We start from the raw sequence: 15,411 nt of genomic DNA, 5'->3' as shown, positions 1-15,411 counted from the left end.
TCAATTCTTTGACCAGCAAGGAATTGAGAACTTTAAAAACATTATTTTGTTTCACGGTGCAAAGTAACTTTGCGTTCGCGTGGGCAATATTTTTGTTTTTCCAAACGATCAGGATTGTTACGTTTGTTTTTGCTTGTTAGATAGTTACGTTCTTTACAAGAAGTACACTCTAAAGTGATGTTTACGCGCATGTTTTTCCCTCCCATTTTTACAAGAATCCTCTAAGATGACTCTCAGACTTGATTATCTTACCATGATTTTTTCTAGATTGCTAGTGTTTTTCACGATTTTGTTAAGTAAAACTACTTGACGATAAATACAACGGTTTTACTTCTCAAACAAAATCTTTTTCTTTTTGTATAAATACCCTTACACTTGTTTATATAGATTATGTTTTTTAATAAAGGGGGATACTAATATGCCATGGAACATGAAGGACTTTCCTGCATCAATGAAAAACTTAGATAAATTGACAAGAAAAAAAGCAATCGACATCGCAAATGCATTATTAGATGAAGGGTACCCTGATAACCGTGCGATCCCAATTGCCATTGATCAAGCAAAAAAATGGTATGAAGATGCTAGTGAATCAGAAAAACGAACTTTCGAAAAAGAAAAAAATCCAAGCAAGACGGATGAACACGATACGAATCCTCGTGCTGGAAAACTGCTTGATTCAGATGTGATCGTAGAATATGAGGAAGAACAATGGATCGTGAAATCTAAAGGGGCAAAAAAGGCAAGCAACCATTTTGATACAAAAAAAGAAGCAATCGAAAAAGGAAAGCAAGTAGCACAAAACAAAGAATCAACTTTGTTCATTTATAAAAAAGATGGGACAAAAGAAAAAGAAATCGATTATTGAACATATGTAAAGGGGTTGTGACGAAAATCGTGTCACAACCCCCTTATGTTCGAAACAATGGTGTTCCTCTGCCAACTCCGAACCATAAGTCATAATATCTATAAAACGGGAAGAGCTGTTTTTTGAAATTGTTTCTTATCACTCAGTGTTAAACGGTAGGAGAAAACCTCTTTTTTATTGATATTTGATTTTCATCAAACAGTCACATAGTCGATTGCTTCTGCTTGCGGAATCGTTTCATCTACAAAGTAGACTTTATACCATGTCAAGAAACTGAAGATTGTCCAGATTTTTCTTTGCTCTTCTTTACGTCCTTCGTGATGGTCATCTAGCAACTTCATGATTTTTTCTTGATCAAAAAATTCTTTTGCAAAATCTGCTTCGAACAATGCTTTGACTTGTTCGTAGCCGTGTTCTTCTTTCAACCAAGCTTTGATTGGCACAGGGAATCCTAATTTCACACGATTCGACCATTCTTCCGGAAGATGTTTGTTCGCAGCTTGTCTGAAAATATCTTTTGTGTTGTTTTGATTCAATAAAAACTTACTTGGTATTTGTTGAGCCAATTTCATGACTTCGATATCCAATAAAGGTACTCGGACTTCCAAAGAACTTGCCATAGAAAGTTTATCTGCCTTTAACAAGATATCTTTTGGCATCCATTGATGAAGATCGACATATTGCATCTTATTGACTTCATCTTTGATTCCTTCTGTTTTCTCGTAATGAACAGTCATGATTTCATCCACAGATGGTGCTGTTTGATATTTTGGTGTTAACACTTCTGATGCTTCTGATTCTTCGAACACTCGAGCATGACCGATAAAATATTCTTTTGCAGGAGCAAGTGATTCATATAAATGGATCCGTCCATGGAAATTTTTCATTTTTCCGATTTTACGTCCTAAATTATAGCGTGTTCCTTTTGGTAATTTTTTCAATCCTTGAGCAATCACACGGATGAATTTTGAATTCGTATGGAATCCATACGTTTGGTATCCCGCAAACAGTTCATCCGCCCCTTCTCCAGATTGGACTACCCGCACACTTTGTGAAGCAAGATTTGCTAAAAAGTACAAAGGTACGCAAGAAGGATTTGAATCAGGTTCATCTAAGTGATACTGGATCAAAGGGAATGCTTTGAACGACATGTCTCCGTCGATCACTGCTGCTGTATTATCTAAGTCCAATAGTTCGGTTAGTTTTCTGGCTTCAATCGCTTCATTATAGGTTTTATCATCAAACCCGATTGAGAAAGAATGATCTGGTTTCAATACAGAGGTTACATAACTGGAATCAACCCCGCTGGATAAGAAAGAACCAACTTCTACATCACTGACCGTATGTGCTTCAATAGAAGCTTGAACGGTTTCGTCGATTTTTTCGATCCATTCTTGTCGGGAATGCGTTTCTTTTGTTTCAAAATCTGCATCCCAATATTGCTGAATGTCTAGTTTTCCATCTTTATACGTATAATAATGGCCTTCAGGCAAACGATAGACATCTTTGAAGAATGTTTCGCCGTTTAATGGAGAATATTGGAAAGTCATATAAGGTTTCAACGCTTCTTTGTTCAATTCTTTGTTAAAATCAGGATGAGGCAGAAAACTTTTGATTTCTGAACCAAACATAAATGTTCCGTTCATTTCTGCATAATAATATGGTTTGATCCCAAAGTGGTCTCTTGCACCGAATAACTCATTCTTTTCATTATCCCAAATAGCAAAAGCAAACATTCCGCGGATCTTTTGCAATAATTCTGTTCCCCATTCTTCGTAACCATGCAAAAGGACTTCTGTATCTGCATGTGTTTGAAAAACGTGGCCAGCTGCAATCAATTCTTCTCTCAAAGGCTGGTAATTATAGATTTCGCCATTAAAAATAATGATCTTTGTCCGATCTTCATTGTAAATAGGCTGAGTACCGCCCTCTAAGTCAATAATACTTAATCTTCTGAATCCTAAAGCAACATGTTTATCGATATATTCTCCTGAACTATTAGGTCCACGATGAACGATTCGATCCATCATTGTATTAATAATTGTTTTTTTGTTGTCCTTGTCGTTAACAAAACCTACAATACCGCACATTTAACTTTCACATCCTAATATAAAATTACTGTTTATTTCATTCATATGCATCTTATCATAGAATAAATAGCGGACGAATATTTTCTCTCTTACAATTTCGTCACGTGAAAACAAAAGATGAAAGTTTCTGTTTTTACAGAAAATAAAGTCCCAATATCTAATTTACCATGTTTTCTTTTTTGAGGCTACCTTATTCTCTTCGTGTTAAAAAAATATTAGTGGATGCTATTTCCAAAAAAACCAGCAAAAAAAGACACGACCTAAAGATCGTGTCTAATTATGACTGTATCAGAAAATATGATACCAAACGGATCTATTCATTAATTAATTGACATAGTTTATCTGTTGCTCTTTTATGACTGGATAACTGACCAATTCATGACGATCCAAGTCTTCTTTATTTATATTTACAGCAGTAATTTGACTGTCTTCATACGTACGATAATAATAAATCCCTTTATCAACGTTACAGCAAGAAGAATAAATCGTATATTCGTATTTTCCTTCTCCAGTATCGCATACTCCTTTTTGTTGCTCGACTGAGCCTAGTATATGAAAAAATTGACTGATACTTTCAGATTCTGAATCACCTGATGCAGCATTCATTTTAGTAAATGTGGCTTTTACAAATCGAGAAACAGAAGAGAGATCTCCAGGTAAGCCCAATCCTCCCATCCCACGACTATAAACATTCAAGCTGATCTGGTTTGAAAAATGATTTTCTGGTGTTCCATTTGATAGCGAGCGATAATTGTTCAGATTAAATAATTGATAATCAAATGGCGGATTATTTGTCAACACACCGACAGGATTATCATATAAATGAAGTCCATCTTTCATACTTTCAATTACTATCGATTTTTCTTTATCAGCTAATAACCAGTGTAAAGGTGACAAGGGTAGTTTTTCACTAAAATCGATATTGACTAGATTGATAGTAGCCAATAATTCTTTAGCTTCGTCTATGGTTGAGCATTGCCCTAGTATCCATGGAATAAACTCAAATGGTGCAACGTTATCTTTTCCTTCTTGTAATTCTTTATAATCAGCATTGCCAGGAAAATTCAGTCCTGCCATACTCAACCCTTTTTCATTTGTAGCCTCATAATAGAGTGGATAGTTGGATACCCCAGCTGCTATTCCTATCATTGCATAATGTTTATCTAAATTTTTTACCTTTCTAAAATCGAAACGATAATTTCTTGGAGTAATAGTGACTACTTCATTATAAGACATCTCATAATCAAAATTCCTTCCAAAATAATGGTCTTTCGTTGCATAAGTGATTGCGGTACACATCGTTTCCCCTCCTAAAACAAATCGTTTTTACACTTTTATCTTACATCTAGTATTTTTTTTATCAAAAAAAAGGCCAAAGAAGATTGATTTACTAGCATTTATAAAAAATAGTACTCAGGGGGAATCAAAAAATATTGTAGGTTAAAAGTACAACAATAAGGGGCTGTGACAAAAGTCTTGTCACAGCCCCTTATTCCGAACAAACGGTGTTCAAAAGCTTGCATCTGCGGTAATAAGCCCAACCAAACGAAAAAATAGGAAAAGCTATTTTTGTTTGGCCGTTCTTATTACTTGATGCAGGACAGCTTCTTCACAACCTCTAATCGTTGATATAAGGAAGGTACAGGAATCACAGAAACATTGAATATACTGTCATTTTCCCTTATCTGAAAGCAAAAGGACTCCTTTTAGTAAAAAAAATAATCAGTAAGAATCAATGTTTTTCAAGCGTGTCTGGGTCACTGACTGGTCAAAAAACTTCAATAAGCCGTGGGGGTTAATTATTATTTTGAATTCTTTCTTTAGCATGATTTATTTGTTTCTCAGTAAAAAGTTTTTGGAATTCTTCGTTGTTTGCTACTACATATTCTACCGTTAAATCCATTCTATTTTTTAGAATCATGGACGTAAAGCCGTCACTGATTTTATTACTCTCTAGTAACGCTTGACAAGCTTCCAAAATTGAACTTTCTTGAATCATCTGTTTAAACCTTGCAGGAAATGGTGTAGTCTCCGCAATCATTTTATTTATTACTTCTTCAAATTCGACAAGGATTTTTTCTTCTTTTATCAATCTAATCATCTCCTAAAATTTATCTTACACTCTAATATACACTTTTTATATTCAATTTTAACAAAATACAAAAAAACACGCCCATAAAGGACGTGCCCGTTAAAATTATCAAACGAATTTAAAACAATTCGTGACCACTCATTAACTACTGTCAACAATGGTTCACCTTATGAAAAACAATTTTTGAATTAAAACTAGCTTCTGCATTCCGCTTAGCAAAAAAGCGTAGCCCCGACTGTCGTCAGGAATGTTGAGCCGATAAGCGACGGAGCAACAAATAATTTTGAACGTTCATCATCTATCATCTTTCTTAGTCCAGCATGTTTGCAACCACACCTACAATTTTCAGTCCAACAATAGATTTCGACTAGCTAAGTCTTGCAAAATTCGGGCAGCTACCCCTTCATTTACTACCTTAATTATACTAAATTCTTACAACGTTTACAACTGTAATCTTAATTAGTTTGCTTTACTAAAAGTACCATATATTCTTTAAAAGCCGTGTCTGGATTGACTTTCACGACACTATAACGATTCCCTTGCCAGTCTATCTTCATTTTGGTAGTGATAGTCTTTTTTTGGTCTTGACGAATGACTATTTCTAAGGTGTCATCATACGTTGTCCCAGCCATTTCTTTTACATCTTTAATATTTTGGGTTCGTATTTTAGCCCAACAACTAAAAATAATTGTTTCAACATCTTCACCAGGCATTGGCCCTGGTTTAGTCTTTACTGTGATAACGTCTATTCGTTCATTTAATTCATTGATATTTTTAATGATCGGCATAGTATAGCCCCCTCATTTGCTGGATTAAGGCTTGTACCGTTACTGGCATACGTTCACTGTTTGGAGTGTCTCTTGTTTCATACCAATGCTGAGTAAGTAATGACACTGCCCAATTAAACTGCTTATAAGCCTCTATGACGCCTTCTTCTGCTTTTGAATCAATAGCACTGATAACGTACTGACAAGCTGTATCTAGTAATTGCTGCAATAATCCATCATCAAAATTATGGTCTATCCGCAAACTATTTTTTAAATCTTCTAATGTTGGCATTCTATCCCCCCCCTAATGAAAATGGCAGCGGAAAATTCCGCCGCCCAATATTTTTCTATACTTTTGGTGTTACAACTGGCGTAAACTCAATATAAACTGAAGCATTTTCATCAATTTTCTTGTAATCATTTCGCACAATTACCGCTAAACCTTGAGAATAATAATCGAATTTTTCCCATTGAGTCGTTACTTGATTTCTACGAGCAACAAAGATAGATTGTGCAATATCCCCCATAATCATAGGGAATGTTCCAACTTTAGGATTGGCAAACAATGTATCTGCAATCATTACTACTGGCATACCGAACAATGATCTACCACTAGGCGCTGTCACATCGGGTTGTAAAATGTAACGTCCATCTGAATCTTTCAATGTATCTAGGTGGTGATATCCGCTTTGGTTTAGAATTACCATTTTATTTAATGCTGGGTCTAATGCCACATTGTATAGTTGTTTCAAATCGTCCAACGTAGCAGCCGTTTTCTTGGTGAATGTTTTCAACAAATCCACGATATGCTTATTGTCGGTATTTTCAACCAATTTCGCTAACTGATCTTTGACTTCTTGAACGATATTTACTGCTGAATCTTCCACAACCTCATTTGATAAGGCAATCTTGCCAGCACGAGTTTCTACTTTATAATCAACTGAAGTAAACATTTCAGCGTCAATATCACCAATTTCAGCGAGTTCAGCTTTTGTTGCTAACACTGCTTGTTGGTTAGTTGCTACTGGATATTTACCTTGTCCATTTGATACTGTTTTTACTGTTGCATATTGTGCCAAATTATAACTTGAACGTTTCAAGTCAAATACTTCACCAATTACTTCTTCTGGTACAACTGCCGCCGCATTTACAGTAGTGACTCCATCACGCACTTCGCCTTGTGAACGGATATATTCTTCATACCCACGCATTTCTGTTTTTTCGTTATCGATTAAAGTTTTTTCCATGTTATTACTCTCCTTTTGTGCTTTAGAAGTGGATTCTAAGCTATTGTTTGTTTGCTTTGCTTGGTTGTTACTCATAAACGATTCGTAAGAACGCTTATTGACTTGGACATTTGATGAATCATAAGCGGGAACGGTCACGACACTAATTTCATTCAAGGCTTTCATTTTTTCAATGGATCGGACTACCTCACCATCTTCTTTTTTGTCGAAGGAATCGATCCCTAACACAAAACCAAATGACATAGAATCAAGCAATTTTTTTGAGACATTCTCATATACATCATTGGCATAGCTGGTATCATTCAATGTTGCTTCAAAATGTAAACCAACATCATCAATGTTTAATTTTAACGTGCCTGCTTTAACGCTTGCTAAAGGCTTGCTATAATCATGGTTCTGCAATAAGAACACATTTGATAAATCCACCTCTTTTAATGCTTCGGGTGTAATGACTTCCACAAAGCCGCCTAAATCTTTTGACGGTTGCCCGAATTTCAACGCATAGCCTGAAATAGTTTTACCGTCTGTTGGTTGTTCTTCATTTTCTTTCTCCACTTTGGGAGAATCGGCTTTTAGATCGGCTTCTTCTGTCAGCCGTTTTTCTTTTTCTTCTTCGTTATTCAACTGGTGTAACTCCTTCCTGTTCTTTTAATTGGTATTTCTCTAATGTATCTAAATAAGTAAAGTTCAAACTTGCTAGTAAACGATCTCCGCCATCCATTGGGGGTAGCCCCATTTTCGACCGCCCTTCATTAATTGTGAGTAGCGATCCTTTGACCTGTTCCAATACGTTCTTTACTTTGTTTTCGGGGTCAGTCTCTAGTAACTGATCGGAATTAAAGCGTGTGTTGGTTTCTAGTTTTGTATCAAATTCACTCACAAAGACATTAAAGTAATGAATCAATGTGCTTTGAATGTATTGGAGATTACTTTGAACTGTGCTAGAATGTTCATTTTCAACGCCTAAACGCTCAATCGGTACACCAAACGCCTTGGCAATTTGTTTTGTGTTCCAATCATTGGAATTGATAAGCTTCAAAACATCGGTGTTTATTTCTAATGTTTTGTAGTCCATTGTTTCATCAAGAATGATCGTTCTAAGAGCATTATCTCCACTACTTGAACCGTTGGCTTCTTCAAACTTTTCACGAATTGCGTTCTTTGCTGATCCGTCTAAATCTGACTTATGAACCTTCAAAATACCTGACCCACTGACACCACGAGTAAAGAAATTGTGCAATGTGCGGTTGCCAGCTTGTTGAATTTTCAGTTCATCACGTAACGCATAAAGTGGTGGTAATCCTGTTAAACCATCTTGGGTGAAATATTTGAAGTGCAAAATATCGCTAGACTTCACACGTCTTTTTTTATCACCAATCTGATAAGACAACGTACCATTATCTAATTGAGTAACCGTTACACTTGAGTTAGGTAATAAGTGAATTTCTTCTACCTTTTCACCGTTGCGTTTAATCTCTGCAAAGCTATTACCGTTTAGCAACATATTGACCGCCAAAGCAAACTTTAAATGCCAACCATCCATTTCTGAATTAGGTTTCTCGTTTAGTAACTTCACCAGTTCATTATCAGCTTGTGGCATATTGTTTTTGACCAATTGAATCGGACTTGAAGCAATATCACTAGCAATAATTCGAACGGCTGCAAACACATCACTATTTCTTAATGCACGAACGCTTGTAAAGCTGGTGGTGTAATCATCCGATTGGATTGATACCACATGTTGTAGGAAAGGATCTCCCGTTGTATTTTGTCTCGCTTTAAAAAATGCCATCTTTTAACCTCCCTTCTGTTCTGTATTTAGCATGACCGCTACCCCAATAAGCACTATGCCCAGCGCTAACAAGCCATAGTAGACATTTGTTAGTAAGGTGATTGCAACCAACACACACACCAATCCGAGAAGTAAAAGAACGGTATGAATGTAATTAGAAAGAAAATTCTTCACTTGTATAAAATTCATTGTCTGCTTTCGCTCCTTCCGTTGTGGTGAAGTAATCCATTGCAAACACATAGGCATTGATTAATGCAGCTATTGGATCAATTTTGTTACTGTTCTTTGATTTATTAATCTGAATGCCGTTGTTATCCGTTTTTAAAATAGCGTTGTTCACTGCATGGGTGAGAATCGTATTTTTATTGTGAATAACGTTGCCTTCATAAACTTGTTCTCTAAAAGTTCGGGTCGGAACGTTTAGAGTAATCGTTCCTTGTCTTACTTCTAACATTGGGTAGTTGGCTTTTTCAGCTTTACTAATAAGCGAATTAGCGTTATACGGGTCATAACAAATCCCCATACATTCCAAATCATTTTCTTGAATCAAATCTTGAATAAACTGAAATACTTGGTCATAGTCCACGATTCCACTTTCTAATTGAGTAATGGAATACTCACCAGCTTTTTCTAGTTCTCGATAAGGCAAACCGTCGCGCTTTTCTTTGTCTTGAAGCCCATATTTGGTGGCTACAAAGCTATGAGAATCACAATAAAGTTCGCCGTTATCTAGCGGTACGATCCATGAAACGCTAGTTAAATCATCTGTTTTAGATAAATCCACTCCGATATAAACGGGCTTGCCTGTAATATCTTGTGGTTCTACTTCGGTTGCCTGCCAGTCTTCAGCAATCATATAGCTGTCCTCACTGGCTTGTCGCCATAAGTTGAATGATTTAACCAGCACAGCATTTAGATTGTTCTGCTTCAATGCCAAGTCCACATCATCTTGAATGGTCGGAATCATTACTTTCTTGATTTCTTCGCTTTCAAAAATCGGGTTCGCTTTGATCCATTTTTCTTGGTCGTGAATTTCTTCGGGATCGTCTAATTCCCATATCGCTATGAAATACCTGTCAGCTTGCTCCTTACCTTCAAGAATTAAATTTGTAAGCAAATAATCTTCATAAAGTGGAACATTCAACGATAGACCAGCGGTTGAAATAGTAGCAAGTAACCCATTTTTTTGTTGTGCCATACCCGATTTAAGGACGTTTTCAACCTTTCTATCTTTGTTCTCATGAGCTTCATCTCTGATAGCAACCGTGGCGCCAAATCCATCTAACGTGCTGGTTTCACTAGCCAATGCCATAGCGAACGAATTAGAAGGTAAATGCTGAATCTTAGAGTTCATAATCTTTAGTTGTGGTCTTAAAAACTTACTAGATTTGACCACGTTTCTAAGCGAATTAGAAAGCATGTCATAGCCCAGTTTAGCTTGCTTATGGCTGTTAGCGGTAAACAATACCTGTCTTCCTTCCGCCGGTTCTTTCTCAAGAATCAACGCATTAGCTCCTAAGCCGCTCACTAGATATGTCTTTCCATTCTTACGTGCCATTGAGATTAGCGCTCGATTGAATCGCCTATAATCATTCTCTTTAGTTCGCCACCCATACAATGAACCAATAATAAACTTCTGAAAGCCTAGCATATCAATCTTGTCACCGTTCGTTGCTGGTAGTAATTGCATGAATTTAATCGCTTTGGTGGCTTGTTCTTCATCGAACACATAAGGGAAGCTATCTGACTTAGAACGCTCCAAATCGCTTATATGGCGCTCACACGCTTGGATAATTTTCTTGGGTGCAGTCAGCTTACCTGATAGGACTTTCTCAATGTAATCATTCATGAATTCATCAACTCTTTGAATGGGTCTTCGGGTTCATCATTTTTAACCTTATTCAAAGCTAGTCTTGATCGTGATTCTAAGGTCATACCTAATGACGTGGCTTGTTTTTTCAAATCGCTCATGGCTTGTGATTGAACCCGAACCGCTGGATTGGCTTTTTTTACGCCATTTTCGCAAGTAACAAACGTTCCTGACTTTTTAATTTCTGCTTCCGCAGTCTTGACTCGTGCAAAGGCTAAACAGTATGCCACCAATGACCCATAATCCGTTTCACTCAATGGATAATCTTTTTTTAGAGCAGTGATTACACGTTTCCACTCACTTCTGGCACTCGCCGCCATCCAGTCAGGGGGCGTGATATTTATTAATGGTTGCTGCTTGAACAATTCTTCTCTAGCGTCCACACGGATTGCCTTTTCTTCGCTTGATATATTGCCTTTTGTATCTTCCAATAATTTTGGGTGTCCCATGTTATCCTCCTTTCAGACAAAAGAAAAAGGAACGCCAGCAATTAAGCCAACATTCCTTCGTTTTTCGATCAGAATTTTTCTTTGTCTAATTTATCTATATAAATGATTTTTCCGTTTTGCATTTGAATGGTTACCTGTCCAAAATGAGGTAACTCAATGGTGCGCTGTTTCCCTGTTTCATCAGTAATGACAACTGTATTTTTCACTAAATCTCCTACTTTCATTATATACTGTTTCATTTGCGATTACAATTGTAATCATTATGCTAAACTCGCTATGAAGCCTTTTACAACGGTTATTCATGAGAAAATGACCCATCCCTCGGTTTCCAGCGACCAGATACCCAGCCCCCTAACTGTTAAGGGTGGCTCTTTTCGCCTTCTCTTGTCTCGTTTTAAGATTGTGGTGATAGTGACACAACGCCATAAAGTTATTTTCATCAAGCCGTAAATCCCATCGGTCACGCAATTCTTTCACATGGTCAGTTATATCTGCTTTGCGGACAACTCCCTCTTTTAAGCACATCTCACAACATGGATGATTTAGCTTGTATAATTGTGAAGCTCTTTGCCATTGTTTCGAGTGATAGAACTTGAAATACTTCCCACCAGTACGTTTGCGGTGCTCATATCGGTCAGCGTTGGTCTGTTTCGTTGTTGGTTTGTGTTTCTCACAATACTTTTGCCTATAATCGACCAATACTTTACACCCAGCATGATTACATTGTTTTTTAACTGCCATAGATTACCAACCAAAGCGATCTAGTTCGTCAGAATCTTCTTGAGTCCATTTTGATTTATATTCCATATAAGGCGAAACTATCTTCAAGCACGTTCCATCTTTAAAATTAACCTTGACAGATTTATCCTTTTCACAACTAATAAATTCTACATCTTCTTGAGTGTTTGAATACTCAATTAATCGTTCACCATTAAAATATCTAATACTTTCTTTCATTATTATTCTACCTCCAATAAGTTAGTTATCAATTCATCATCAGTCAGTAACAACGCCAAGAACTTATCGTGAATGTTCAAAAATAAATCATCCTCGCTCGGTATAAGCTCTCGTTGTCTCGCTTGATCATATAGGTTAAGCAGACAATTAAATTCATCCATTAGCTCACCTGTATCATCATAGTTGCCACTATCTGCCAGTGAACCAACGATAAGCGATTGACACCACACTACTGACTCCTGCAGCCAATCAGGTTCTTCTTCCATTATCTTTAATACTTCTGGATCAAATGTGGAATAATCTTCTGTTACCAATCCCACACTAAATGCCAGCGTGTTCATTAGAAACCGATCCATTTCATCTGTATATTGAAAGTTCGGTGCTTTGTTTGTTGAAATAATATTGAGCATTTACTTTCCTCCTCGATTCGTAACACGTACTTAACGCCTACCTTAACGGGTACCTGTTAAGTATTCATCCCAACGGACACAAGGGTTACAGCATTTTCGTAACGGGTTAACGGGTAAAACCCAGTAACATTACCTCCTGAGTATTAGCTAACTATTTCAAAAGTTTTAAGGAAATAAGGTGTTAACCTGTTAAGAAATCTTTGTATCCCTTGGGGGAGTATGGCTTATCACTTAACGGGCTAGGTGTTAAGTACCCGTTAAGACCTGTTAAGTATTTCTGTTTCTTTTCGTTTTGTTCATTCCAGCATTTCTTTTATTGTAAAATCCTCGGCGCATTCCTCTGCTATACAGTTGCTTCCGTTCCCAACCAGGAATACTGGTAATAATCAAGGCAATCTTTTTAGTTTCTGCATCTGATCGACCATTCAATAAATCCTTTGCTTGTTTATCAAAAACAGCTTCCAAAATATCAGCGGTTAGTACGCTATCAACTAAATAAAACTTTTGTTGCATAGTAGCCCCATTGTAGAAATGCTGTAAATTTTTCTCATTACATTTACTGTCAGGATAGTTCTGATAATAAGAACGTCTCGCCCACGCTGGAGCTTCTTCCCATTTATACGGGATTTCCATTTCCAAATATTTAGTGATTGCTTCTTTAATTGGATTCTCCACCTTGGCATCCTCTTGATAGTCTTTTGCAATTTCTAAGACTTCTTTATCTTCATCGGGACTAAAATAGATTCGTTGTCCTTTATCAAAAAGCACCTTTGCTTCAGCTAACACTTGAAGAAAATATTCATCCTTTGTTTTAAACGGATTCATCTTCGGCTTATTCTTACAAGGTAAAGGATAAAAACGGCGGTTTCCTGTATCGTCTTTCAAATACTGCCCATCATTTGATGTTCCAATAAATACACATTGCCTTGCCCAAGCTATGACATTCCGACCATAAGGAGGTCTAATTTTATCGATCTTGGCACTAATGAAGTTTTTTATCTGTTCTATTTTAGTTTTGCCCATTGAAGATAATTCTCCAAGTTCAATGATTACATTGCCTTGAAGTTGCATATAATCATCTTTCTTTTCACCTAACGAATCTAATGAATCGGTGAAAAAATCATCCGTGTAAAGTAATGCTGGAACGGTACTCTTACCAATCCCTTGCGGTCCATCCAAAACTGGAACGATCTCAAACTTTATTCCTGGTTTATAGATACGTGCGACTGATCCGACTATCCAACGTTTTGTTACTTCTCGTGTGTAAAGGTTGTCGTCTACCCCTAAAAGGTCAATAAACAGTGTTTCCAGTCTAGGCTGTTGATCCCATTTAACTTTTTCGATACGTTCTTTTACTGGGTTGAAAACATTCTTTCTAGCTACATTTACTACCGCTTTATGGATTTTGTTATCATCAAAGACCACGTTATAGTTTTCTTCAATGTAAGCTGTTAAGGCATCCTCAAAACTGTCTTCCCATTCTCCAGCAGTGCGATTGATCCAGGGAGAATCTTTTAATAAGTGAATGTATCCGCTAAATTCGTTATAAGCAATTGTTCCAGCTAAATTGCTATCATTGGTTAAAATCAATTCTGCATTCACAACACTGTTACTTTTAATCTGATCGTCTTTATTGCATCTTAATCGGGACATCCAAGCTTTCAATTCAACGATGTTATCTTCACGCTCGCTGGCTTCGGGAAAGTCTAAAACACTGTCTAATTTATGTTTATGCGCCATGAGCTTTCCCCCTCAAATCTTTTTTAATCATCGATCGAATAATTTGATTCACTTCTTTATCTTTTAGCGGTGGTTCATTGTACGCATTTGCTGTATAAATTAATTCTGCTAAAGTTTGATTATCTACACCGTGCCATAGCAACCAACCGCATAACTTAGTTAAATGATCGTTTCTACTACCTTCGCCAGCGCCTTGAACAATCATATCTAATTTTTTTGCTGTCCCTGTTTTTGCTACGGGTCGGTATTGAGTCTTTATTTCTTGCGGTTTTTTTAGCAGTAGGTTCACTAGCCAATCGGGAGCTGGTGCAATATTATTTAGAGATACGTTTTCAATAGGTTCATATGCTCTCCCAACACTTCCTGAAATAATCATAGTTGGCGCTATTGGAACTCCTTTAGTGATAATATCAATCCCGCTTAAACTTTTACCTTTATCATCACGCCCAAAGATATCAGCAAATGCGCCTGTTTCTTGTTGGATAATTACACCATCAGGAATTTTAAAGAAGAAATGAATTCCTTTACCTGGTGTGATTTCCGTATAAGTAGAAGGAAATGGATCATACATTGAAGCAAGTTTTTTATAATTCTTAACGCCGTTTCGTGTTTCAGAATGTTGATCTAGGTCAACTACCATCATTTGATGATCTTCAAGCATTAACCCAATATTTCTAGTTGCATCTTCCGTCCACCATTCATTAATCTGATTAGAATCGTTAGTTGCATCATTCCAACCACTAGAGCCTTTTATTGGAATTTTAGTTCCAGGAGATAAGGGGTAAATTGACCATCCCGACTTTTGTAATTCCGTTGCTGCTTGATAATTATTTGCCAATAAACTTCCCTCCTAACTAGCAAAAATTGCCTTTGGTGTGCCGTCTTCATTTCACCAGCTATAAAACCGTCAATTCCCATCGTCTTTAATTTCTTCTGTTCTTCGGGATCATCAGAAACATCAACTTTAATCGGTGTATATTCTGAAAAAAATTGAATAATACTTTTATCAATTGGTGGTTCCATGATGGACGGTCGGACTTTACCTATATAAATCATTGCTTGTACCTCCTACATGTCTCTCATACTCCCAAAAATCAAAGGCCAAAAACAAACATACAGCAATAGGTACTAC

The 15,411-nt window shown here is 36.7% G+C and carries 19 protein-coding genes; 1 reads left to right on the top strand and 18 read right to left on the bottom strand.

Going from position 1 to position 15,411, the window contains the following annotated elements:
* Positions 1-41: 41 nt before the first annotated feature.
* On the bottom strand, positions 42-206 hold the full coding sequence (rpmG, locus tag RBL01_RS04720; RefSeq protein ID WP_002320810.1) for a 50S ribosomal protein L33: 165 nt from the start codon (positions 204-206) through the stop codon (positions 42-44).
* Between the two features lie 212 nt (positions 207-418).
* Here rpmG and RBL01_RS04715 point away from each other — a divergent pair, with 212 nt between their 5' ends.
* Positions 419-865, top strand: coding sequence for a DUF2188 domain-containing protein (locus tag RBL01_RS04715; protein ID WP_002288531.1), 447 nt, complete (start codon positions 419-421; stop codon positions 863-865).
* Between the two features lie 194 nt (positions 866-1,059).
* On the opposite strand, the gene asnB is transcribed toward RBL01_RS04715, so the two are convergent.
* The 17 genes from asnB to RBL01_RS04630 form a co-directional block, all read right to left on the bottom strand.
* Positions 1,060-2,955: an asparagine synthase (glutamine-hydrolyzing) gene (gene asnB / locus RBL01_RS04710; protein ID WP_002293915.1), complete on the bottom strand. Its 1,896-nt coding sequence runs from the start codon at positions 2,953-2,955 to the stop codon at positions 1,060-1,062.
* A gap of 324 nt (positions 2,956-3,279) precedes the next feature.
* On the bottom strand, positions 3,280-4,254 hold the full coding sequence (gene bsh, locus RBL01_RS04705; RefSeq protein WP_002317802.1) for a choloylglycine hydrolase: 975 nt from the start codon (positions 4,252-4,254) through the stop codon (positions 3,280-3,282).
* Positions 4,255-4,750: 496 nt separating this feature from the next.
* Positions 4,751-5,047 carry a hypothetical protein gene (locus RBL01_RS04700; protein ID WP_104889744.1) on the bottom strand — a complete coding sequence of 99 codons (297 nt, stop codon included), beginning with the start codon at positions 5,045-5,047 and terminating at the stop codon, positions 4,751-4,753.
* Positions 5,048-5,502: 455 nt separating this feature from the next.
* Positions 5,503-5,835, bottom strand: a complete 333-nt coding sequence (locus RBL01_RS04695) for a phage head closure protein (RefSeq protein WP_307780930.1) — start codon at positions 5,833-5,835, stop codon at positions 5,503-5,505.
* On the bottom strand, positions 5,822-6,106 hold the full coding sequence (locus tag RBL01_RS04690) for a head-tail connector protein (RefSeq protein ID WP_048721460.1): 285 nt from the start codon (positions 6,104-6,106) through the stop codon (positions 5,822-5,824). The genes RBL01_RS04695 and RBL01_RS04690 overlap by 14 nt, the downstream gene beginning before the upstream one ends.
* Positions 6,107-6,161: 55 nt before the next feature.
* The gene (locus RBL01_RS04685; RefSeq protein ID WP_307780931.1) at positions 6,162-7,685 is read right to left on the bottom strand and encodes a phage major capsid protein; all 1,524 of its coding nucleotides are present in this window, start codon (positions 7,683-7,685) and stop codon (positions 6,162-6,164) included.
* On the bottom strand, positions 7,678-8,853 hold the full coding sequence (locus RBL01_RS04680) for a phage portal protein (RefSeq protein ID WP_195640795.1): 1,176 nt from the start codon (positions 8,851-8,853) through the stop codon (positions 7,678-7,680). The genes RBL01_RS04685 and RBL01_RS04680 overlap by 8 nt, the downstream gene beginning before the upstream one ends.
* Positions 8,854-8,856: 3 nt before the next feature.
* The gene (locus RBL01_RS04675) at positions 8,857-9,042 is read right to left on the bottom strand and encodes a hypothetical protein (RefSeq protein WP_002317249.1); all 186 of its coding nucleotides are present in this window, start codon (positions 9,040-9,042) and stop codon (positions 8,857-8,859) included.
* Positions 9,008-10,702 carry a terminase large subunit gene (locus RBL01_RS04670; RefSeq protein WP_307780932.1) on the bottom strand — a complete coding sequence of 565 codons (1,695 nt, stop codon included), beginning with the start codon at positions 10,700-10,702 and terminating at the stop codon, positions 9,008-9,010. Before RBL01_RS04670 ends, RBL01_RS04675 begins: the two co-directional genes overlap by 35 nt.
* On the bottom strand, positions 10,699-11,172 hold the full coding sequence (locus RBL01_RS04665) for a phage terminase small subunit P27 family (RefSeq protein ID WP_307780933.1): 474 nt from the start codon (positions 11,170-11,172) through the stop codon (positions 10,699-10,701). Before RBL01_RS04665 ends, RBL01_RS04670 begins: the two co-directional genes overlap by 4 nt.
* Positions 11,173-11,240: 68 nt before the next feature.
* Positions 11,241-11,396 carry a DUF2292 domain-containing protein gene (locus RBL01_RS04660; protein WP_005879181.1) on the bottom strand — a complete coding sequence of 52 codons (156 nt, stop codon included), beginning with the start codon at positions 11,394-11,396 and terminating at the stop codon, positions 11,241-11,243.
* 127 nt (positions 11,397-11,523) lie between these two features.
* Positions 11,524-11,913, bottom strand: a complete 390-nt coding sequence (locus RBL01_RS04655; protein ID WP_307780934.1) for an HNH endonuclease — start codon at positions 11,911-11,913, stop codon at positions 11,524-11,526.
* A 3-nt stretch (positions 11,914-11,916) separates the two neighbouring features.
* On the bottom strand, positions 11,917-12,132 hold the full coding sequence (locus RBL01_RS04650) for a hypothetical protein (RefSeq protein ID WP_307780948.1): 216 nt from the start codon (positions 12,130-12,132) through the stop codon (positions 11,917-11,919).
* On the bottom strand, positions 12,132-12,539 hold the full coding sequence (locus tag RBL01_RS04645) for a DUF3206 domain-containing protein (protein WP_307780935.1): 408 nt from the start codon (positions 12,537-12,539) through the stop codon (positions 12,132-12,134). Before RBL01_RS04645 ends, RBL01_RS04650 begins: the two co-directional genes overlap by 1 nt.
* Positions 12,540-12,806: 267 nt before the next feature.
* Positions 12,807-14,279 carry a virulence-associated E family protein gene (locus tag RBL01_RS04640; RefSeq protein WP_307780936.1) on the bottom strand — a complete coding sequence of 491 codons (1,473 nt, stop codon included), beginning with the start codon at positions 14,277-14,279 and terminating at the stop codon, positions 12,807-12,809.
* Positions 14,269-15,117, bottom strand: coding sequence for a bifunctional DNA primase/polymerase (locus RBL01_RS04635; RefSeq protein ID WP_307780937.1), 849 nt, complete (start codon positions 15,115-15,117; stop codon positions 14,269-14,271). Before RBL01_RS04635 ends, RBL01_RS04640 begins: the two co-directional genes overlap by 11 nt.
* On the bottom strand, positions 15,030-15,335 hold the full coding sequence (locus tag RBL01_RS04630; RefSeq protein WP_307780938.1) for a hypothetical protein: 306 nt from the start codon (positions 15,333-15,335) through the stop codon (positions 15,030-15,032). The genes RBL01_RS04635 and RBL01_RS04630 overlap by 88 nt, the downstream gene beginning before the upstream one ends.
* Between the last annotated feature and the right edge of the window lie 76 nt (positions 15,336-15,411).

The sequence above is a fragment of the Enterococcus sp. SB12 genome (assembly GCF_030910025.2).
GTDB classification, from domain to species: Bacteria; Bacillota; Bacilli; order Lactobacillales; family Enterococcaceae; genus Enterococcus_B; species Enterococcus_B faecium.
The sequence above is the reverse complement of the archived record's forward strand: the minus strand, read 5'-3'. Positions and strand labels throughout refer to the sequence as shown.

Bases quoted from the DNA above. Each gene is read 5' to 3' on its own strand.
- rpmG (WP_002320810.1), bottom strand. From the start codon at position 206: ATGGGAGGGAAAAACATGCGCGTAAACATCACTTTAGAGTGTACTTCT.
- RBL01_RS04715 (WP_002288531.1), top strand. From the start codon at position 419: ATGCCATGGAACATGAAGGACTTTCCTGCATCAATGAAAAACTTAGAT.
- asnB (WP_002293915.1), bottom strand. From the start codon at position 2,955: ATGTGCGGTATTGTAGGTTTTGTTAACGACAAGGACAACAAAAAAACA.
- bsh (WP_002317802.1), bottom strand. From the start codon at position 4,254: ATGTGTACCGCAATCACTTATGCAACGAAAGACCATTATTTTGGAAGG.
- RBL01_RS04695 (WP_307780930.1), bottom strand. From the start codon at position 5,835: ATGCCGATCATTAAAAATATCAATGAATTAAATGAACGAATAGACGTT.
- RBL01_RS04690 (WP_048721460.1), bottom strand. From the start codon at position 6,106: ATGCCAACATTAGAAGATTTAAAAAATAGTTTGCGGATAGACCATAAT.
- RBL01_RS04680 (WP_195640795.1), bottom strand. From the start codon at position 8,853: ATGGCATTTTTTAAAGCGAGACAAAATACAACGGGAGATCCTTTCCTA.
- RBL01_RS04675 (WP_002317249.1), bottom strand. From the start codon at position 9,042: ATGAATTTTATACAAGTGAAGAATTTTCTTTCTAATTACATTCATACC.
- RBL01_RS04670 (WP_307780932.1), bottom strand. From the start codon at position 10,702: ATGAATGATTACATTGAGAAAGTCCTATCAGGTAAGCTGACTGCACCC.
- RBL01_RS04665 (WP_307780933.1), bottom strand. From the start codon at position 11,172: ATGGGACACCCAAAATTATTGGAAGATACAAAAGGCAATATATCAAGC.
- RBL01_RS04660 (WP_005879181.1), bottom strand. From the start codon at position 11,396: ATGAAAGTAGGAGATTTAGTGAAAAATACAGTTGTCATTACTGATGAA.
- RBL01_RS04655 (WP_307780934.1), bottom strand. From the start codon at position 11,913: ATGGCAGTTAAAAAACAATGTAATCATGCTGGGTGTAAAGTATTGGTC.
- RBL01_RS04645 (WP_307780935.1), bottom strand. From the start codon at position 12,539: ATGCTCAATATTATTTCAACAAACAAAGCACCGAACTTTCAATATACA.
- RBL01_RS04640 (WP_307780936.1), bottom strand. From the start codon at position 14,279: ATGGCGCATAAACATAAATTAGACAGTGTTTTAGACTTTCCCGAAGCC.
- RBL01_RS04630 (WP_307780938.1), bottom strand. From the start codon at position 15,335: ATGATTTATATAGGTAAAGTCCGACCGTCCATCATGGAACCACCAATT.